Genomic DNA, 18,356 nt, shown 5'->3' with positions numbered 1-18,356 from the left:
TATGTCTCTCGCCCTTCGCCCGCGCGCCGCATTGCTGGCCGTCGCCCTCAGCACCGCCCTGGGCACGCTTGCGCCCACCTCCGCGCTTGCCGCCAGGCCGGCGGCACCGGCCAAGGTCGATATCCCGTACGAGCAGTTCACCCTGCCCAACGGCCTGCGCGTGATCGTGCATACCGATCGCAAGGCGCCGATCGTCGCGGTCAACGTCTGGTACCACGTGGGCAGCAAGGATGAACCGGCCGGCCGCACCGGCTTCGCGCACCTGTTCGAGCACCTGATGTTCCAGGGCAGCGAGAACCACGACGGCGAATTCTTCGAACCGTTCAAGCAGGTCGGTGCCACCAACCAGAACGGCACCACCAACACCGATCGCACCAACTACTTCGAGAACGTGCCGACCACCGCGCTGGACATGGCGCTGTGGATGGAGTCGGACCGCATGGGCCATCTGGTCGGTGCGATCGACCAGGCTGCGCTGGACGAGCAGCGCGGCGTGGTGCAGAACGAGAAGCGCCAGGGCGAGAACCAGCCCTACGGCCAGGCCTGGGACCAGATCAACAAGGCGCTGTATCCGGTTGGCCACCCGTACCACCACGGCGTGATCGGCTCGATGAACGATCTCAACGCGGCCTCGCTGGATGACGTGAAGACCTGGTTCCGCACCTGGTATGGCCCGAACAACGCGGTGCTGGTGCTGGCCGGCGACATCGACCTGGCCACCGCCAAGGAGAAGGTCGCCAGGTACTTCGGCAGCATCCCCGCTGGCCCGACCATGGCGCAGCCGGCGGTGAACGTGGCCAAGCGCAGTGCCGATACCCGCGAGACGATGACCGACAAGGTGCCGCAGGCGCGCATCTACCGCGCCTGGAACGTGCCGCAGGTCGGCACCGCCGACATCGACCAGTTGCAGCTGTTCTCCGAAGTGCTGGGCGGCGCCAAGTCCTCACGCCTGAGCCAGCGCCTGCAGCACCAGGACAAGCTGGTGGACAGCATCGGCTCGGGCCTGTCGACGTCGCAGCTGGGCTCCAACTTCGTGATCGTGGCGACCGTCAAGCAGGGCCAGGACCCGGCCAAGGTCGAGAAGATCATCGACGAGGAACTGGACCGCCTGATCAAGCAGGGCCCGACCGCGGCCGAGCTGGAGCGCGCCAAGACCGGCGCCCGTGCCGGCTTCATCCGTGGCATCGAGCGCATCGGTGGCTTCGGCGGCAAGGCCGATGCGCTGGCCGAGTGCGCGGTGTTCACCGGCGACCCGGGTTGCTTCCGCACCTCGCTGGCCAACATCGAGAAGGCCAGTGCCGCCGATCTGAGCCGCCTGGGCGCAGAGTGGCTGGACAAGGGCAGCCACACCCTGGTGATCGCACCGGGTGAGCGCGTGGCGCTGAAGGAAGAACCGAGCCAGACGCCGAAGCCGTTCACCGTGCCGGCGGTGGACCCGAAGTACAGCACCCTGCCGGAACAGGTGGACCGCAAGGCCGGCGTGCCGCAGACCCGCGAGTTCCCGCAGCTGAAGTTCCCGGCACTGCAGCGCGCCACGCTGAAGAACGGCACCCAGGTGATCCTGGCCGAACGCCACGAGATTCCGGTGGTGCAGTTCAGCTACCAGTTCCCGGGCGGCTTCAGCGCCGACCAGGGTCGCAAGCCCGGCACCGCCAACTTCACCATGAGCCTGATGACCGAAGGCGCCGGCAAGCTCGGTTCGCTGGCCTTCGCCGACGCCGCCGACGCACTGGGCGCCAGCCTGGATGCCTCGGCCGGCCTGGACTCGATGAGCGTGGACCTGTCGGCGCTGAAGGAAAACCTGGCACCGTCGCTGGCGTTGTACCGCGACCTGCTGCGCGAACCGCGTTTCGAGCAGGGCGAGATCGACCGGGTCAAGGCGACCTGGATCGCCGGCATCCAGCAGGAGAAGGTGAACCCGGGTGCAGTGGCCATGCGCGTGCTGCCGCCGCTGCTGTACGGCAAGGGCCACCCGTACGCCATCCCGTTCACCGGCAGCGGCGACGAGGCGGCGATCAACGGCCTAACCCGCGAAGATCTGGTTGATTTCCACCACGACTGGCTGCGCCCGCAGAATGGCACCCTGATCGTGGTCGGTGACACCACCCTGGCCGAGATCGTGCCGCTGCTGGACAAGCAGCTGGGTGACTGGAAGGCGACCGGCGAGGCGCCGCAGGTGAAGGCGGCCACCGATGTCGCGCTGCCGAAGGGCCCGCGCGTGTTCCTGATCGACCAGCCGGGTGCGGTGCAGGCCAACCTGTTCGCCGGCCAGGTGGTGGCGCCGTCCAGCGCCGCCAGTTCGACCCGCTTCGACATTGCCAACGGCGTGATCGGCGGCGACTTCACCTCGCGCCTGAACATGAACCTGCGCGAGGACAAGCACTGGTCGTACGGCGCGCGCAGCAGCGCGACCAGTTCGGTGGGCCAGCGCCCGTGGATGGCCAGTGCGCCGGTGCAGATCGACAAGACCGGCCCGGCACTGGCGGAAATGCGCAAGGAGATCGCCGCATTCGCCGACGGCAGCAAGCCGGCCACCGCTGCCGAAGTCAACCGCATCCGCAACATCCAGACCCTCAGCCTGCCCGGTGCCTACGAGACCGCCAGTGCCGTGGCCGCGACCATCGGTTCGATCGTGCAGTTCAAGCGCCCGGACGACTATGTGCTGCGTCGCAAGGCCGAGATCGAAGCGATGACCCCGGCGCAGGTGCAGCAGGCCGCTGCCGAGATCAAGCCGCAGGCCCTGACCTGGGTGGTGGTGGGCGATCTCAAGCAGACCGAAGCGGCCGTGCGCGCGCTGAACCTGGGCGAGGTGACGGTGATCGACGCCGAGGGCAACCCGGTCAAGAAATAAGGCACGACCCGGCCCGCCTGTGGCGGGCCGGCTCCCCCGGTAGTGCCGGCCGCTGGCCGGCAACCCCTTAAGGGGTCGGAGCCCCCTGCGGGGGATCCGACCCCTCTGCCGACCTGGGGTCGGATCCCCCGCAGGGGGCTCTCACCCCGGCCCCGGCTACCCCCGATTCAGGCTGTTCAGGCAGAATCGCCCCATACCCTTCCAGGATCTGCCCATGCGCGTTCTGCTGCTTTCCTCTCTGCTGCTCACCGTCACTGCCTGTACCTGGGTGCCGATCGAACCGGCCGGCAAGGCGACCCGCGTGTTGCCGGCAGGTCCGGTTCCGGCCGGCTGCATCGCCAAGGGCGAGGTGGTGGTCACCGTGAAGAGCAAGGTCGGCTTCTACAACCGCAACCCGCTGCGCGTGCAGGAAGAGCTGGAAACCCTGGCCCGCAACGAGGCCCCGAGTGCTGGCGCCAACGCCGTACAGGCCGCCGCCGCGCCCGCCGATGGCAGCCAGCGGTTCGCCGCGTTCCAGTGCCCGCCGCGCTGAACGCTTCACCATACGGCCAAGCCTGAATTCGTAAAGATGCGGTGAAGGCCCCGGGGGTTATAGAATAGCGCCCCCTTTTGCCTGAGCCTTGGCGCTAACCTCGATGCTCTTCAAGAATGTCTCGATCGCCGGCCTGGCACACGTTGATGCGCCGCATACGCTGACGACCAAGGAAATCAACGAGCGGCTGCAGCCGACGTTGGATCGCCTCGGTATCCGCACCGACGTGCTCGGCGATATCGCCGGCATCCATGCCCGCCGCCTGTGGGACAACGGCGTGCTGGCGTCCGATGCCGCCACCATGGCCGGCCGCAAGGCGCTGGAAGACGCAGGCATCGATGCGACGCAGGTCGGCCTGCTGGTCAACACCTCGGTCAGCCGCGACTACCTGGAGCCGTCCACCGCCTCGATCGTGTCGGGCAACCTCGGCGTCAGCGACGAGTGCATGACCTTCGACGTCGCCAATGCCTGCCTGGCCTTCATCAACGGCATGGATATCGCGGCGCGCATGATCGAGCGTGGCGACATCGACTACGCGCTGGTGGTGGATGGCGAGACCGCAAACCTGGTGTACGAGAAGACCCTGGAGCGCATGACCGCCCCGGACGTCACCGCCGACGACTTCCGCAACGAGCTGGCCGCCCTGACCACCGGTTCGGGCGCCGCCGCGATGGTGATGGCGCGCTCGGAACTGGTGCCGGATGCACCCCGCTACAAGGGTGGCGTGACCCGTTCGGCCACCGAGTGGAACCAGCTGTGCCTGGGCAATCTGGACCGCATGGTCACCGATACCCGCCTGCTGCTGATCGAAGGCATCAAGCTGGCCCAGAAGACCTTCACCGCCGCCAAGATCGCCTTGGGCTGGGCCGTGGAAGAGCTGGACCAGTTCGTGATCCACCAGGTCAGCCAGCCGCACACCGCTGCGTTCATCAAGAACTTCGGCATCGACCCGAAGAAGGTCATGACCATCTTCGGCGAGCACGGCAACATCGGCCCGGCCTCGGTGCCGATCGTGCTGAGCAAGCTCAAGCAGCTGGGCAAGCTGAAGAAGGGCGATCGCATTGCACTTCTGGGCATTGGTTCCGGCCTGAACTGCTCGATGGCTGAAGTGGTCTGGTAAGCAGCCCGCTGCCCGACCTCCTGTAGAGCCGAGCCATGCTCGGCTCACGCGCGCAGCGCGGCTCTTCCGCAGCGGACCGGAGAGCAGCCGAGCATCGGCTCGGCTCCACATTGCGCCGCGACTCTCCCTAGGTGCTCCGCATGCGCGATCTTCCCGGTTACCCCGCCCACCCGCAGCGCTTCGAGGTTCGCCCCGGCCTGTCGATGAACTATCTCGACGAAGGCCCGCGCGATGGCGAAGTGGTGGTGATGGTGCATGGCAACCCGTCGTGGAGCTACTACTGGCGCACGCTGGTGGCCGGCCTGTCGGACACATACCGCTGCATCGTGCCGGACCACATCGGCATGGGCCTGTCGGACAAGCCCGATGACAGCCGCTACGAGTACACGCTGCAGTCGCGCGTTGACGACCTCGATGCGCTGCTGAAGCACCTGGGCATCACCGGCCCGGTGACCCTGGCGGTGCACGACTGGGGCGGCATGATCGGTTTCGGCTGGGCGCTGTCGCACCACGACCAGGTCAAGCGCCTGGTGGTGCTCAATACCGCCGCGTTCCCGATGCCGGCGGCGAAGACGATGCCGTGGCAGATCGCGCTGGGCCGCCACTGGAAGATCGGCGAGTGGATCATCCGCAGCTTCAACGCGTTCTCGTCCGGTGCCTCGTGGCTGGGCGTGGAGCGGAAGATGCCGGCCGACGTGCGCCGCGCCTACGTGTCGCCGTACAACAGCTGGGCCAACCGGATCAGCACCATCCGTTTCATGCAGGACATCCCGCTGTCGCCGGCCGACAAGGCCTGGTCGCTGCTGGAGCGGGCCGGCAAGGCGCTGCCGTCGTTCGCCGACCGACCGGCCTTCCTCGGCTGGGGCCTGCGCGACTTCGTGTTCGACCACCACTTCCTGAAGGGCTTCCAGGCCGCGTTGCCGCAGGCCCAGGTGCATGCCTTCGAGGACGCCGGGCACTACGTGCTGGAAGACAAGCACGAAGTGCTGGTGCCGGAGATCCGCGCTTTTCTGGACAAGAACCCGATCTGATCGGTGTGCCGACCAACGGTCGGCACCCACCCCTTCCTCTTCCGGTGGGTGCCGACCGTTGGTCGGCACACCCGAAGGGTTCATGAGGTTGCCGGCCAGCGGCCGGCACTACTACGCCGCGACCGGTGCCTGCGGCGGTGAGGACGGGCTGTTGCCGTTGTCGTCCGGGTGATCGTCGTCATTGTCGGCGTCATCGCGCCAGCGCCAGTCGGCCAGCGTCAGCGGGTCCAGGCCGTAGGCGATGCGTGCCTTGTCGCACTGCGGGCTGGCCTTGCCGTACTCCCACGATGCATCCACCTCACGGCACACGCTGGGCCGGTTGGGGTGGATGGTGCAGCGTGAGTACACGCCGATCTGCGCGTCCAGCGCCACGCAGCGCACCGGCTTGGAGTGGGTGCCGCGCATGCACAGGCGGTGCGGGTCCAGCACCTCGGTCAGCTGGTGCGGCACGCCGCCGGGGGTGACCTCGTCCGATTCCATCCAGTGGAAGGCCACGCGGTATTGGGTGCAGCAGGCGCCGCAGGTCATGCAGGGATGTTGCATGGGCAAGCCGCCTCGGGCGGCAGTCGGAATCAGGAACGAGGGTGCGGATTTTCCACGAAGTGGGCCGCCGCGCAAGAAATTCCGTAAGCGGCGACAATGAACGGATGAACCGACCCTGCAACATTGCCGCGCGCCTGCCTGAACTGGCGCGTGAACGCCCTGACCAGATCGCCATCCGCTGCCCGGGCCGCCGGGGCGCCGGCAACGGCATGGCCGCCTACGATGTCACCCTGGATTACCGCCAGTTGGACGCCCGCAGTGATGCCATGGCCGCCGGCCTGGCCGGCTATGGGATCGGCCGTGGAGTGCGCACGGTGGTGATGGTGCGGCCGTCGCCGGAGTTCTTCCTGCTGATGTTCGCGTTGTTCAAGCTGGGCGCGGTGCCGGTGCTGGTCGATCCGGGCATCGACAAGCGCGCGCTGAAACAGTGCCTGGACGAGGCGCAGCCGCAGGCCTTCATTGGCATTCCATTGGCGCACGTGGCGCGGCTGGCGCTGCGCTGGGCGCCGTCGGCGACCCGCCTGGTCACCGTTGGCCGCCGCCTCGGCTGGGGCGGTACCAGCCTGGCCGCGCTGGAGCGCGCCGGCGCCAAGGGCGGGGCGATGCTGGCCGACACCGATGGCGAGGACATGGCGGCGATCCTGTTCACCAGCGGCTCCACCGGTGTGCCCAAGGGCGTGGTCTACCGCCACCGCCACTTCCTGGGCCAGATCCAGCTGCTGGGCAGCGCGTTCGGCATGGAAGCGGGCGGCGTGGACCTGCCGACCTTCCCGCCCTTTGCCTTGTTCGACCCGGCGCTGGGCCTGACCTCGGTGATCCCGGACATGGACCCGACCCGGCCGGCGCAGGCCGATCCGGCACGCCTGCACGATGCCATCCAGCGCTTCGGCGTGACCCAGCTGTTCGGCTCGCCGGCATTGATGCGGGTGCTGGCCCGGCATGGCCGGCCGTTGCCGACGGTGACCCGGGTGACCTCGGCCGGTGCGCCGGTGCCGCCGGACGTGGTCGCCACCATCCGCAGCCTGCTGCCCGCCGATGCGCAGTTCTGGACCCCGTACGGCGCCACCGAGTGCCTGCCGGTGGCGGTGGTCGAGGGGCGTGAGCTGGAGCGTACCCGCGCGGCCACCGAGGCCGGCGCCGGCACCTGCGTGGGCAGCGTGGTGGCCCCGAACGAAGTGCGCATCATCGCCATCGATGACGCGCCGCTGGCCGACTGGTCGCAGGCGCGCGTGCTGGCGGTTGGCGAAGTGGGAGAAATCACGGTGGCTGGCCCGACCGCCACCGACAGCTACTTCAACCGCCCGCAGGCCACGGCCGCAGCTAAGATCCGCGAGACGCTGGCCGATGGCAGCACCCGCATCGTCCATCGCATGGGTGACGTGGGCTACTTCGATGTGCAGGGCCGGCTGTGGTTCTGCGGGCGCAAGACCCATCGCGTGGAAACCGCACAAGGGCCGCTGTACACCGAACAGGTCGAGCCGGTGTTCAATACCGTGCCCGGCGTGGCACGCACGGCACTGGTCGGCGTTGGCCCGGCGGGTGCGCAGGTACCGGTGCTGTGCGTGGAACTGCAGCGTGGCCAGAGCGACAGCCCGGCGTTGCAGGAAGCGCTGCGTGCGCATGCCGCAGCGCGCACCCCTGAGGCCGGCCTGCAGCACTTCCTGATGCATCCCGCGTTCCCCGTCGATATCCGTCACAACGCCAAGATCGGCCGCGAGAAGCTCGCCGTCTGGGCCAGCGCCGAACTGGAGAAGCGCGCATGAAGATCCTGGTCACCGGTGGTGGTGGTTTCCTTGGCCAGGCGCTGTGCCGCGGGCTGGTCGAACGTGGCCACCAGGTGCTGGCGTTCAACCGCAGCCACTACCCGGAACTGCAGGCCATGGGCGTGGGCCAGATCCGCGGCGATCTGGCCGATGCGCAGGCAGTGCTGCACGCGGTGGCCGGCGTCGATGCGGTGTTCCACAACGGCGCCAAGGCCGGCGCCTGGGGCAGCTATGACAGCTACCACCAGGCCAACGTGGTCGGCACCGACAATGTCATTGCGGCATGCCGCGCGCACGGCATCAACCGGCTGGTCTACACCTCAACGCCCAGCGTGACCCACCGCGCCACGCATCCGGTGGAAGGCCTGGGGGCTGACGAGGTGCCGTACGGCGAGGACTTCCAGGCACCGTATGCGGCGACCAAGGCGATCGCCGAACAGCGCGTGCTGGCCGCCAACGATGTATCGCTGGCGACGGTGGCACTGCGCCCGCGCCTGATCTGGGGCCCGGGTGACCAGCAGCTGGTGCCACGCCTGGCCGAGCGTGCACGTCAGGGCCGCCTGCGCTTGGTCGGCGACGGCAACAACAAGGTCGATACCACCTACATCGACAACGCCGCGCTCGCGCATTTCCTCGCTTTCGAGGCATTGGCGCCGGGTGCCGCGTGTGCGGGCAAGGCCTACTTCATTTCCAACGGCGAACCGCTGCCCATGCGCGAGCTGGTCAACCGGCTGCTGGCCGCTGTTGGCGCGCCGACGGTGGACAAGGCGATCAGTTTCAAGACCGCCTATCGCATCGGCGCGGTCTGCGAACGGCTGTGGCCGCTGCTGCGCCTGCGTGGCGAGCCGCCGCTGACCCGCTTCCTGGCCGAGCAGCTGTGCACGCCGCACTGGTACAGCATGGAGCCGGCCCGCCGGGATTTCGGCTATGTGCCGCAGGTCAGCATCGAAGAAGGGCTGCGCAGGCTGAAGGCTTCATCTGCTGCATAGATCGCCGTCACTGGTTGCACACCGCAGGATCGGGAGGATGGACCCACGCCATCCAAGGCTCGACCACCCGCGAGGAGCGCCATGCTGCATTACGCCATCATTTTCTTTGTCATCGCCATCATCGCCGCCGTTCTGGGCTTTTCCGGCATTGCCGGCGCCGCAACGAACATCGCCTGGATCCTGTTCGTGGTGTTCCTGATCCTTGCGGTGATCTCGATGTTCCGCAAGCGCGGCTAGCCGGTAGTGCCGGCCGCTGGCCGGCATCGCTTTCCGCAGAGTCGAGCCATGCTCGGCTCTGCGGGCGATCACAACGCTACACGGCGCTGTGCAATCCGCGATCGGCTTCGTGACGCTCCAGTGCCAGTTCGATCAGGCGCGTAATCAACGTCGTGTAATCGACTCCGCTGGCACCCCACAATTTCGGGTACATGCTGATGCGGGTGAAGCCCGGCAGCGTGTTGACCTCGTTGATGACGATCCCGCCGCCGGCAGTAAGGAATACGTCCACGCGCGCCATGCCGGCACACTCCAGCGCCTGGTAGGCCTGCAGTGCGATCTGCTGGATGCGCGCCTGGGTTGCGGCATCGATATCCGCAGGTACCACCACCTCGGCGCCAGTTTCGTTGATGTACTTGGTGTCGTAGGCGTAGAACTCGTCGTGCACCACCACCTCGCCGCACAGGCTGGCCTGCGGGTGCGCGTTGCCCAGTACCGCGCACTCGATCTCGCGGCCGACCACCGCCGATTCCACCAGCACCTTGTGGTCGTAGCGCAGCGCCAATGCCAGTGCGTCGGCGAAGCCCGCTGCGTCCTTGACCTTGCTCACGCCCACCGACGAACCCTGGTTGGCCGGCTTCACGAACAGCGGCAGGCCGAGCTGCGCGATCACCGCATCGACATCGACCGTTGCCGCCTGGTGGCGACGGATGCACAGCCACGGTGCCACCTGCAGGCCAGCGTCGCGCAGCAGGCGCTTGGTCACGTCCTTGTCCATCGCCACTGCCGAACCCAGTACCGGCGAGCCGACGAAGGGCAGGTTGGCCATGCGCAGCAGGCCCTGCAGCGCACCGTCTTCGCCCAGCGGCCCATGCACGATCGGCAGCACCACATCGATCTGGCCCAGCGCGCTGGCCGGATCGGACGGCTGCAGCTGTGCCTGTTCCGCACCCGGGCGCACCGCCAGCGACTGGCCCGAGCGATGCAGCGCGATGCGCGACGGATCATCGGCGTTGATCAGGAAGGTGTCCGGCTGGCTCAGATGCCACTGGCCCTGCTTGTCGATGCCGACCAGCACCGGCTCGAAGCGCTCGCGATCAAGCGCATCGAGGATGTTCTTCGCCGACTGCAGTGAAACCTCGTGCTCGGAGGATTTGCCCCCGAAGATGATGCCGACCCGGGTCCGTGCCATGGGAATGCGATGTCCTGTGCGTTGCGTGGCCGTACAGCATGAACCTTCCATAGCCACCCAGGTGAGGCACAGATGAATCACCGGGCTGCCGGCTCGGGTAGCGGCCAACCATGGTTGGCCCCCTGACATCCAGCGCCGACCAAGGTCGGCATCTACCAACGCCAGATCCCATCAGCATTGGGGTCAGAGCCCGTTGCGCAGCAACGGGACCCACCCCGCCATCCCACGGATCGCCAGCTTTTGATGTTGATCTTGCCGGCCAGCGGCCGGCACTACCGCGGGTGCCGGGCGGCAGCCCGGCGCAAGCCCCCCACCCACGCAGGTAGAATGCGCACATGGCTCTTTCCCTGCTCAAGTCCCTCAAGCCGGTCGCTGGCCGCGCCCTGCAGATCGCCCTGAACCGCGCGCTGGCGCTGGATCCGGATACCCGCCATGCACTGGCCAGCCTCGATGGCCGGCACATCGACCTGACCCTGGAAGCGCCGTCGCTGGCGATGCGCATCAGCGTCGACGGCGACCAGCTGCGGGTCGGCCCGGTGGATGCGCAGGAAGCCGACCTGGCCGTGCGCAGCAGCCTGGCCGGCGTGCTGGCGCAGCTGCCGCTGCTGGCCAACGCACGGCGCGGCGAGTCCAACAACAAGGGCCGTGTACGCGTGGCCGGTGACGCCGAACTGGCGCGACGCCTGCAGCAGCTGGCCAAGGGCTTCGATCCGGACTGGCAGCAGCCGTTCGTCAGCGTGTTCGGCGAGGTACTGGGCGTGCAGGTGGCCAACACCCTGCGCAGCGCCCTGCAGCACGCGCGCCAAGGGGCGATCGATCTGGCCCACAGCGCTGCCGAGTTCATCACCGAGGAATCGCGCGACGTGGTACCGCGCGCCGAACTGGATGCCTTCCACGATGATGTGGACGTACTGCGTGATGACGTCGAGCGCCTTGGCGCGCGCGTCCAGCGCCTGCGGGGTGCCGCATGAAGGCCGTGCTGCGGGCAAGCCGCATCGGCCGGGTGATCCTGCGCTACCGCCTGGACGACCTGCTGCACGGCACGCCGGCTGAGCGCTGGCTGCGCCTGGCCAAACCGTTCGTGCCGCGTGCTTCGGCCGACATCGCTGTACAGTCGCGCGGTGCGCGCCTGCGCCTGGCGCTGCAGGATCTCGGTCCGATCTTCGTCAAGTTCGGCCAGATCCTGTCCACCCGCCGCGACCTGGTGCCGCCGGACGTGGCCAACGAACTGACCCTGCTGCAGGACCGGGTCAAGCCGTTCGACGGCGATACCGCGCGCCGCATCGTCGAGGAAGCACTCGGCCTGCCGGTCAGCGAGGCATTCGCCAGCTTCGATACCGAACCGCTGGCCTCGGCCTCGATCGCACAGGTGCATGCGGCCACGCTGGCCGATGGCCGCCAGGTGGTGGTCAAGGTGCTGCGCCCGGGCATCGAGAAGCAGATCGACGCCGACATCGCCCTGCTCAACTCGCTGGCCGCCCTGGTCGAGCGTACCCATCCGCGTGCCGACAAGATCCGTCCGCGCGAAGTGGTGGCCGAAGTCGAGAACACCCTGGCCGCTGAGCTGGACCTGCAGCGCGAAGGCGCCAATGCCAGCGTGCTGCGCCGCTTCTGGGAAAACAGCGACGACCTGTACGTGCCGGAAGTGATCTGGAGCCACACCGCCGAGCGCGCGCTGACCCTGGAGCGCGTGTGGGGCATTCCGTCCGATGACATCGCTGCACTGGACAAGGCCGGCATCGACCGCAAGGCGCTGGCCGCCAAGGGCGTGCGGGTGTTCTACACCCAGGTGTTCCGCGACAACTTCTTCCATGCCGATGCGCACGCCGGCAACATCTGGGTCGATACCGATCCGTCGCGTCGCGCCAACCCGCGCTTCATCGCGCTGGACTTCGGCATCATGGGCCAGCTGTCGCAGGAAGATCAGTACTACCTGGCCGAGAACTTCATGGCCATCTTCAACCGCGATTATCGCCGCATCGCCGAACTGCACGTGCAGGCGCGCTGGATGCCGGACAACGTGCGCATCGATGATCTGGAAGCGGCCGTGCGTTCGGTGTGCGAGCCGTACTTCACCCGCCCGCTGTCGCAGATCTCGCTGGCCGAAGTGCTGATGAAGCTGTTCCGCGTGGCGCAGCGCTACCAGCTGACCCTGCAGCCGCAGCTGATCCTGCTGCAGAAGACCCTGCTGAACATCGAAGGTGTCGGGCGCCAGCTGGATCCGCAGATCGACATCTGGGCGGTGGCCAAGCCGGTGCTGGCGAAGATCCTGCGCGAGCGCTACAGCCCGCGTCGGGTCGTGCGCGAGATCGGCAAGCGCTTGCCGGAAATCATGACTCACGCGCCGGACATGCCGCGCCTGGTGCACGCCTGGCTGACCCAGCAGGTGGAGGGCCGCCATGAGCTGGCGATGCGCTCGCGCGATCTGGTCGCGCTCGATGCCAGCGTGCAGCGCCTGCAGAAGCGCGCGGTCGGTGCGATCACCGGCGTCGGCCTGCTGGCCATCGCCGCACTGGTGTACGTGCTGCAACCGCCAGGCTGGTACTGGGGCGACCTGCCGATGTGGAGCTGGGTGTCCGGTGCCGTCGGCGCGCTGGCGCTGGCGCGCGCGTGGTGGCGCTGAAGCCTGTTGATCGAGGGTCGGCGGCGTCACGCGCCGCCGACCGGCCACGGCTCTACCAGTGGTAGCCCAGGCCCAGGTGCGACTGCACGCTCTGGAAGCGGTCCAGGCGCGTCCTGTGCCAGGTCTTGCCAATGCCCATGTCCAGCACCAGATGCTCCCCCAGCGGCTGGCTGCGGCGCAGGAAGGCACGACGTGCATCGTGTTCGCGCAGCAGCAGCGGATCGGAATCGGCGGTGTAGCCGGACGTACCGCTGCCCAGCCACAGCTGGGTCGAACCACCGCCCTGCGCATCCTTCAGGCGCAGTGACAGCGTGGTGCCATGGCCGTCGGGCCCATTGGACTGGCGATGCCGCTCGTGGCGCAGTGAGGTGGTCACGCGCGGGAAGTAGTGCGAGGCACCTACCGACCAGCCACTCACGTATGCGCCGGCATGGTACTGGGCGTACTTGCCGCCCACGCTCAGCACGGTCTGCGGTGCCACCTTCCACTGGAAGTCCTGGTTGAGCTGGCGGTTGACGAATACCGGGTCATCGTTGGAGGCGGTGAAGGCGGTGCGGGTCGAAAAGCATTGACTCCAGCGCTGGTGCAGGGAGCCCTGCACCCGATTGCCGCTGAAGCGCTTGCTGCCGTAGTCGCGTTCACCATGGGCCAGGCCCAGATGCCAGCGGCTGTCACCGCTGCGACCGGCCACATCCACGGTCTGTACGTCGCGCTTGCCAAAGCCATCGGTGTAGTCGGCATGATCCAGCTGCACCGACACCCGGTCGATGCCGGCATGGGCGCTGGACACAGCCAGCAGCAGGGCGCACGGCAGTGCGCCACGGATGATCAATCGCATGGGGTTACTCCAGGGGTTGGGAATGCAGCGACTGCAGCAGCCGGTAGCGACCGGGCGGCAGGTTTCGTTCCACGGTGATGCGCGGGCCGAACTGGCTGCCCGGGGCGACGATGCGACCGGGCAGGATGATCACGCCGACGCCCAGCGCGGCACCTTCGCCGATCCAGGCGCCGAGCTTGTCGCGCTGGCTGTCGATGACGGTGTCGCCGATGTGGACGGTGACCGTTGCGCCATCCAGGCGATGGTTGCTGGTACGCACCAGCGCGCCCAGGTAGGCACGGGCGTCGACGCGGCTGTCGGCGATGAAGCACTGCGGGCCGATGCAGGCGCCGTCGCCGATCAGTGCGTTCTTCAGTTCACTGGCAAAGCCGATGCGCACACCGTCACCGATGTGCAGCGGACCGCGCAGCAGTGCGTTGTTGCCGATCAGGCAGTCGCGGCCGATCGATACCGGCCCGTGCAGCTGGGCGCCGTCGCAGATGCGGCTGCCAGCGCCGATCCGTACCTCGCCCCGCACGATCGCACGCGGCGAAACCTGGGCGCTGGAATCGACGTGGGGTGGCAGCGTCGATAGCGCGTCGGCCATGGCGGCGAGGTCATTCCACCACATGCGGATACCTGGTCGGCTTGTCGCGTGCCGGCTCGCGGCCGGTAAACAGCCCGGCCACGCCATGCATCAGCCAGATCGCATAGGCGAGCAGCACGTACAGCATCGAGAACGCGGCGGCAGGGACCAGCGACGCGCGGCGGTGGTGGATCGCACTGATCACCGCCAGCAACATGACGATGCCGATCCAGAACAACGGCATCACCGACAGGGCGAGGCCACCCGGCCCATGCAGCTGGGCCGCACCGAACCAGACCTGCAGCGTCAGCACGATGCCGGCAAGGGCAAGCAGCATCATCGGCAGGATGCTGAACACGCCGAAGCGGGTCAGCAGCAGGCCGCGATGCAGGCGCATGCATACCGCATAGCCGACGATCCAGCGTCGCCAGCGCCGCCATTCCTCCACCAGCGTGTTGCATTCCTGCGGGTAGACCACGCAGCGCACGCTCTGGCGGACACGGTAGCCCTGCGCGACCAGCGACCAGGACATATCCAGGTCTTCGACGCGGGTGCGGTCGGAGAAACCGACCTTGCGCAGCACCGAGGTGCGGAACAGGCCACACGAGCCGGAGACGATGAACGGTGCGCCGCCCAGCCACTGCTGGAAGCTGCGCTTGATGACGATCATCGGCAGCTTCAGGCTGGCGCGCACATGCGGCAGGAAGCCGGCACCCTGCAGGCTGGACGAGGGTACGCCACCGACCGCATCGGCACCGCGCTCGATCTCGTCCAGCAGGTGGCCCAGGCCATGGCCGCGCGGATCGATGTGGGTGTCGGCGTCGGTCAGGAACACCTGCTCGGCGGTGGCGTGCCGCAGGCCATGCATCAGCGCGCCGCCCTTGCCGGTGTTGGCCTGGTGCACGGCCACGAGGCGCCCGGGCCAGCGCGCCTGCAGCGCATCGAGTACCTGGGCGGTGTTGTCGGTGGAACCGTCATTCACGCAGATCACCCGTGCCACGTAGGGGTTCTGCAGCAGGCCGGTCAACGAGCGCTCCAGGCACGGCGCTTCGTTGTAGGCCGGCACGATCGCATCGATGCTGTACAGGCGCGTGCTGGGGCGACGCGAGGCCTGCACGCACACACGCACCAGGATGAAGGCACACATGGCCAGGAACAGCAGCGTTTTCATCACAGCACCAGCCGGTAGGGCACGAAGCCCTCACTGGGGCCGATGCCGATCTGCTGGCCGCGGAACTGCGCGTGGCAGCGCAGGTGGTCCTCCTGCATGTAGTGGCGATCGCCCTGGCTGGCATGCTCGCGCAATGCGTGGATCTTCAGGTCCAGTTGTGCGCTGATGTCCTCGAACACCTGCGGTGCGAACTGCGGCAGGGTGCTGGGGCTCTCGTAGCAGAGGATCTGCGGGATGCTGCGGCAGGCGATGATTGACGCTTCATGGACGGTGCGATGGTCCTGGTGGTGGTCTTCGCCGCACATCGTGTAGACGCGATGCGGTGCGATCTGCGCGCAGGCCTGCTCGATCATCGCGACGATGTCGTTGCGGCAGGCAGGAAAGCGCGTATCCGGGAAATCCTGCTGGATCACCTCGGTCACACCCAGGCGGCGCAACGCGCGGTGGGATTCGTCGCTGCGGTCGATGCCGGCATGGCAGCCACGGCCACCACGGCTGAGCACCAGCGCATGGATGCGTGCACCGTCGCGGGCCAGCTTGGCCAGGCTGCCGCCGCAACCGAGTTCGATGTCGTCGGGGTGGGCGCCGATTGCCAGAATGTCGAGAACCATGGCCGTGTCCTTGCGGAAACCAATGAGGGCCGCGGGCCGGTGGACCATCCCGCGTGAAGAAGGCGGGAACTATCGCAACCTCATCGGAGTACAGGCTTAAGAGAAGTACGAAATGTGGCCGGACAGGCCACAATGCTCACCCTTGCTGTGGCAAATTAAAGAAGCAATGACGATGCAGCTTTCGGAATTGAAGAACGAACTGGCACGCTTCGGTGCTGAAAACGACGCGCATGAAACCGAGCGCGCCCGGCGCATGCTCAACATCACGCCGGACACCGGTGAATTCCTGTCGGTGCTGGTGCGTTTCGGCAATGCGCGCCGGGTGCTGGAGATCGGCACCTCCAACGGTTATTCCACGCTGTGGATTGCCGAAGCCGCAGCCGCCATCGACGGACACGTGACCACACTGGAATACGCCGCGGACAAGGTGGCGATGGCGCGTGACGCCTTCGCGCGCAGTGGCCTTGCCGATCGCATCACGCTGGTCCACGGCGATGCCGGGCAGTGGCTGGCACAGGCCGCCGATGCCAGCATTGACCTGCTGTTCCTCGATTCGGACCGCGAACAGTACGCCGGCTGGTGGCCGCAGCTGCGCCGTGTGCTGCGGCGGGGGGGCCTGCTGGTGGTGGACAACGCCACCTCGCACGCCGCGCAGATGGAACCGTTGCGCGCGTTGCTGGATGCCGATCCGGACTTCGGCACCAGCCTGGTGCCGGTGGGCAACGGCGAGCTTCTGGCCGTGCGCAACGCTTGACCGCCGCGCCACCAACCCGGGGTCAGATCCCTTTTCCGCAGGAAAAGGGATCTGACCCCGATCAGGGCGCCCGTATAATCCTGCGGTGAGCACCGAACCTGACACCCTCGCCGCGGTCGAGACCGAAACCGCGCCCCTGCAGCTGCTGCACCTGGACGAGCGCCTGGCCGTGGTCAACAAGCCCGCCGGGCTGATGGTCCACGACAGCAAGCTGGCCCGTGGCGAAGATGATTTCCTGGCCGACCGCCTGCGCGAGCAGCTGGGCCGCCCGATCTTCCTCGTGCACCGCCTGGACCGGGCCACCAGCGGCTGCCTGCTGCTGGCCTTCGACCGCGAGACCGCCAGTGCGCTGGGCAAGGCGTTGATGGGGGGTGAAGTGGCCAAGGACTACCTGACGGTCTGCCGGGGCTGGCCGGCCGAGCTGTCCTGGCGGGTGGACCATGACCTGGACGGCGGGCCGGGCAAGCCGGTGAAGAAGCCGGCGGTCACCGACTTCCAGCGCCTGGCCACCGGCGAGCTATCGGTGCCGGTGGGTGAGTTCAGCAGTTCGCGCTACGCGCTGCTGCGCTGCCAGCCGCAGACCGGGCGCTTCCGGCAGATCCGCCGGCACCTCAAGCACCTGTCGCACCACATGATCGGCGACACCAGCCACGGCGATGGCCGCCACAACCGCATCTTCCGCATGCAGGGCGTGCACCGCATGCTGCTGCACGCCGAGCGCCTGCGCTTCCCGCACCCGGACGGTGGCAGCGTGGATGTCAGTGCGCCGCTGGATCGCGAGTTCCAGAAGGCGCTGGACCTGTTCGGCTGGCAGGTGGACGACGCCTGATGCTGCTGCGGTAAGCCGAGCGTGGGCTCGGCTCTACAGCCAGCGGCCGGGCGTGGCCCGGCGCACCCCGTTATTTCTTTTCCGGCTCGTTGACGATCGCTTCCAGGTCCTTCTGCAGATCCGCGAACAGCGGCTGCATGCGCGCCTGGATCGCCACCATCACGTTCTGCATCAGCGCCGGGGTCTTGTCCAGCAGGCTCTGGCCGGCCGCGCTCTCGTAGAACTCGGCCATTGCCAGCACGTCTTCCTTGCTGAAGGTCTTCTTGTACAGGTCCACGTACATGGGCCGCAGCTGTTGCCACGACATCGCCTGGCGCAGGGTCTGGCTGGTCCGGGCCTGGATCCGCTTCAGCTGTTCCTGCTGCTGGGCGGTGAGCTGGCGCTGCGCGGCCACCTGCTGGAACTGCTGCTGCTGCATGGCTTCGATCTGCGGCACCATGGTGTCGATCATGCTCTGCGCGCGCGAGGCCGACAGCAGGCGGTTGATGTCGCCGTCGGTCGGCGGGGCGGCCAGGGCCGGAACGCTGGCCACGGCCAGCGCCAGCAGCAGGGCGGCGCGGCGCAGCAGGGACGGCAGGGCGGGTGTGGAGCGGGTCATGCGGGGCTTCCTGCGGTACATGGGACCGCCAGCATACCCGCAGCCCAGGCGAAGGCGGCGTGTTCGGTGCCTGATCGGCGGCATACGGGGCGCGATGGCGTACTTCACCACGTGCCTGCCGCTACAATGC

18 protein-coding genes are annotated in these 18,356 nt (G+C 67.7%); 11 read left to right on the top strand and 7 right to left on the bottom strand.

From position 1 onward, the window contains the following. The first annotated feature begins 1 nt into the window (after window position 1). From AC5P6H_RS15705 to AC5P6H_RS15690, 4 genes are all read left to right on the top strand, one after another. Window positions 2-2,851: a M16 family metallopeptidase gene (locus AC5P6H_RS15705; protein ID WP_180834772.1), complete on the top strand. Its 2,850-nt coding sequence runs from the start codon at window positions 2-4 to the stop codon at window positions 2,849-2,851. 214 nt (window positions 2,852-3,065) lie between these two features. Then, window positions 3,066-3,383, top strand: coding sequence for a DUF4156 domain-containing protein (locus AC5P6H_RS15700; RefSeq protein WP_005407628.1), 318 nt, complete (start codon window positions 3,066-3,068; stop codon window positions 3,381-3,383). 103 nt (window positions 3,384-3,486) lie between these two features. Beyond that, window positions 3,487-4,503 (top strand): 3-oxoacyl-ACP synthase III, encoded by a 1,017-nt coding sequence (locus AC5P6H_RS15695; protein ID WP_014035559.1) that lies wholly within the window; start codon window positions 3,487-3,489, stop codon window positions 4,501-4,503. Window positions 4,504-4,643: 140 nt separating this feature from the next. Next, window positions 4,644-5,534, top strand: a complete 891-nt coding sequence (locus AC5P6H_RS15690) for an alpha/beta fold hydrolase (protein ID WP_014645544.1) — start codon at window positions 4,644-4,646, stop codon at window positions 5,532-5,534. 111 nt (window positions 5,535-5,645) lie between these two features. On the opposite strand, the gene AC5P6H_RS15685 is transcribed toward AC5P6H_RS15690, so the two are convergent. Continuing rightward, on the bottom strand, window positions 5,646-6,077 hold the full coding sequence (locus tag AC5P6H_RS15685; protein ID WP_029380125.1) for a YkgJ family cysteine cluster protein: 432 nt from the start codon (window positions 6,075-6,077) through the stop codon (window positions 5,646-5,648). A 104-nt stretch (window positions 6,078-6,181) separates the two neighbouring features. On the opposite strand from AC5P6H_RS15685, the gene oleC reads away from it, so the two are divergent. The 3 genes from oleC to AC5P6H_RS15670 all read left to right on the top strand — a co-directional run bounded on the left by oleC (window position 6,182) and on the right by AC5P6H_RS15670 (window position 9,066). After that, window positions 6,182-7,840 (top strand): olefin beta-lactone synthetase, encoded by a 1,659-nt coding sequence (gene oleC, locus AC5P6H_RS15680; protein ID WP_111206826.1) that lies wholly within the window; start codon window positions 6,182-6,184, stop codon window positions 7,838-7,840. After that, a complete protein-coding gene (oleD, locus tag AC5P6H_RS15675) occupies window positions 7,837-8,829 on the top strand; it encodes a 2-alkyl-3-oxoalkanoate reductase (protein WP_014645546.1) in 993 nt (330 codons plus the stop codon). Before oleC ends, oleD begins: the two co-directional genes overlap by 4 nt. A gap of 81 nt (window positions 8,830-8,910) precedes the next feature. Continuing rightward, entirely contained in the window at window positions 8,911-9,066 is a 156-nt protein-coding gene (locus tag AC5P6H_RS15670; protein WP_005407633.1) for a DUF1328 domain-containing protein, read from the top strand. Window positions 9,067-9,142: 76 nt separating this feature from the next. Here AC5P6H_RS15670 and ddlA read toward each other — a convergent pair whose 3' ends face one another. Beyond that, on the bottom strand, window positions 9,143-10,237 hold the full coding sequence (ddlA, locus tag AC5P6H_RS15665) for a D-alanine--D-alanine ligase (RefSeq protein WP_069118158.1): 1,095 nt from the start codon (window positions 10,235-10,237) through the stop codon (window positions 9,143-9,145). Window positions 10,238-10,572: 335 nt separating this feature from the next. Between ddlA and AC5P6H_RS15660 the strand changes: the two genes are divergently transcribed. Both AC5P6H_RS15660 and ubiB read left to right on the top strand, forming a co-directional pair. Continuing rightward, complete coding sequence (locus tag AC5P6H_RS15660; RefSeq protein WP_005420772.1) at window positions 10,573-11,208, top strand: ubiquinone biosynthesis accessory factor UbiJ; 636 nt, start codon at window positions 10,573-10,575, stop codon at window positions 11,206-11,208. Then, a complete protein-coding gene (gene ubiB / locus AC5P6H_RS15655; protein ID WP_014645548.1) occupies window positions 11,205-12,860 on the top strand; it encodes a ubiquinone biosynthesis regulatory protein kinase UbiB in 1,656 nt (551 codons plus the stop codon). Before AC5P6H_RS15660 ends, ubiB begins: the two co-directional genes overlap by 4 nt. A 52-nt stretch (window positions 12,861-12,912) precedes the next feature. Here ubiB and AC5P6H_RS15650 read toward each other — a convergent pair whose 3' ends face one another. Genes AC5P6H_RS15650 through AC5P6H_RS15635 form a run of 4 tightly spaced genes read right to left on the bottom strand, consistent with a single transcriptional unit; the run spans window position 12,913 to window position 16,045 of the window. Beyond that, window positions 12,913-13,698, bottom strand: a complete 786-nt coding sequence (locus tag AC5P6H_RS15650) for a YaiO family outer membrane beta-barrel protein (protein WP_478406213.1) — start codon at window positions 13,696-13,698, stop codon at window positions 12,913-12,915. 4 nt (window positions 13,699-13,702) lie between these two features. After that, window positions 13,703-14,308: an LbetaH domain-containing protein gene (locus tag AC5P6H_RS15645; RefSeq protein WP_032962223.1), complete on the bottom strand. Its 606-nt coding sequence runs from the start codon at window positions 14,306-14,308 to the stop codon at window positions 13,703-13,705. Continuing rightward, window positions 14,295-15,434 carry a glycosyltransferase family 2 protein gene (locus AC5P6H_RS15640; protein ID WP_014645551.1) on the bottom strand — a complete coding sequence of 380 codons (1,140 nt, stop codon included), beginning with the start codon at window positions 15,432-15,434 and terminating at the stop codon, window positions 14,295-14,297. Before AC5P6H_RS15640 ends, AC5P6H_RS15645 begins: the two co-directional genes overlap by 14 nt. Further along, the gene (locus AC5P6H_RS15635) at window positions 15,434-16,045 is read right to left on the bottom strand and encodes a PIG-L deacetylase family protein (protein ID WP_495202864.1); all 612 of its coding nucleotides are present in this window, start codon (window positions 16,043-16,045) and stop codon (window positions 15,434-15,436) included. The genes AC5P6H_RS15640 and AC5P6H_RS15635 overlap by 1 nt, the downstream gene beginning before the upstream one ends. Window positions 16,046-16,211: 166 nt before the next feature. Between AC5P6H_RS15635 and AC5P6H_RS15630 the strand changes: the two genes are divergently transcribed. Both AC5P6H_RS15630 and AC5P6H_RS15625 read left to right on the top strand, forming a co-directional pair. After that, entirely contained in the window at window positions 16,212-16,799 is a 588-nt protein-coding gene (locus tag AC5P6H_RS15630) for an O-methyltransferase (RefSeq protein WP_142235527.1), read from the top strand. An 85-nt stretch (window positions 16,800-16,884) separates the two neighbouring features. Further along, the gene (locus AC5P6H_RS15625) at window positions 16,885-17,628 is read left to right on the top strand and encodes a pseudouridine synthase (protein WP_014645554.1); all 744 of its coding nucleotides are present in this window, start codon (window positions 16,885-16,887) and stop codon (window positions 17,626-17,628) included. A 70-nt stretch (window positions 17,629-17,698) separates the two neighbouring features. Here AC5P6H_RS15625 and AC5P6H_RS15620 read toward each other — a convergent pair whose 3' ends face one another. Next, on the bottom strand, window positions 17,699-18,247 hold the full coding sequence (locus AC5P6H_RS15620) for a DUF2059 domain-containing protein (RefSeq protein ID WP_401730180.1): 549 nt from the start codon (window positions 18,245-18,247) through the stop codon (window positions 17,699-17,701). Window positions 18,248-18,356: the final 109 nt, after the last annotated feature.

It is taken from the genome of Stenotrophomonas sp. YJH_SMC_110, assembly GCF_059369255.1.
This window is presented reverse-complemented; position numbering and strand designations above follow the sequence as displayed.

What these genes read in the sequence shown, in the direction of transcription:
- AC5P6H_RS15705 (WP_180834772.1), top strand. Translation starts at nt 2, where the DNA reads ATGTCTCTCGCCCTTCGCCCGCGCGCCGCATTGCTGGCCGTCGCCCTC.
- AC5P6H_RS15700 (WP_005407628.1), top strand. Translation starts at nt 3,066, where the DNA reads ATGCGCGTTCTGCTGCTTTCCTCTCTGCTGCTCACCGTCACTGCCTGT.
- AC5P6H_RS15695 (WP_014035559.1), top strand. Translation starts at nt 3,487, where the DNA reads ATGCTCTTCAAGAATGTCTCGATCGCCGGCCTGGCACACGTTGATGCG.
- AC5P6H_RS15690 (WP_014645544.1), top strand. Translation starts at nt 4,644, where the DNA reads ATGCGCGATCTTCCCGGTTACCCCGCCCACCCGCAGCGCTTCGAGGTT.
- AC5P6H_RS15685 (WP_029380125.1), bottom strand. Translation starts at nt 6,077, where the DNA reads ATGCAACATCCCTGCATGACCTGCGGCGCCTGCTGCACCCAATACCGC.
- oleC (WP_111206826.1), top strand. Translation starts at nt 6,182, where the DNA reads ATGAACCGACCCTGCAACATTGCCGCGCGCCTGCCTGAACTGGCGCGT.
- oleD (WP_014645546.1), top strand. Translation starts at nt 7,837, where the DNA reads ATGAAGATCCTGGTCACCGGTGGTGGTGGTTTCCTTGGCCAGGCGCTG.
- AC5P6H_RS15670 (WP_005407633.1), top strand. Translation starts at nt 8,911, where the DNA reads ATGCTGCATTACGCCATCATTTTCTTTGTCATCGCCATCATCGCCGCC.
- ddlA (WP_069118158.1), bottom strand. Translation starts at nt 10,237, where the DNA reads ATGGCACGGACCCGGGTCGGCATCATCTTCGGGGGCAAATCCTCCGAG.
- AC5P6H_RS15660 (WP_005420772.1), top strand. Translation starts at nt 10,573, where the DNA reads ATGGCTCTTTCCCTGCTCAAGTCCCTCAAGCCGGTCGCTGGCCGCGCC.
- ubiB (WP_014645548.1), top strand. Translation starts at nt 11,205, where the DNA reads ATGAAGGCCGTGCTGCGGGCAAGCCGCATCGGCCGGGTGATCCTGCGC.
- AC5P6H_RS15650 (WP_478406213.1), bottom strand. Translation starts at nt 13,698, where the DNA reads ATGCGATTGATCATCCGTGGCGCACTGCCGTGCGCCCTGCTGCTGGCT.
- AC5P6H_RS15645 (WP_032962223.1), bottom strand. Translation starts at nt 14,308, where the DNA reads ATGTGGTGGAATGACCTCGCCGCCATGGCCGACGCGCTATCGACGCTG.
- AC5P6H_RS15640 (WP_014645551.1), bottom strand. Translation starts at nt 15,434, where the DNA reads ATGAAAACGCTGCTGTTCCTGGCCATGTGTGCCTTCATCCTGGTGCGT.
- AC5P6H_RS15635 (WP_495202864.1), bottom strand. Translation starts at nt 16,045, where the DNA reads ATGGTTCTCGACATTCTGGCAATCGGCGCCCACCCCGACGACATCGAA.
- AC5P6H_RS15630 (WP_142235527.1), top strand. Translation starts at nt 16,212, where the DNA reads ATGACGATGCAGCTTTCGGAATTGAAGAACGAACTGGCACGCTTCGGT.
- AC5P6H_RS15620 (WP_401730180.1), bottom strand. Translation starts at nt 18,247, where the DNA reads ATGTACCGCAGGAAGCCCCGCATGACCCGCTCCACACCCGCCCTGCCG.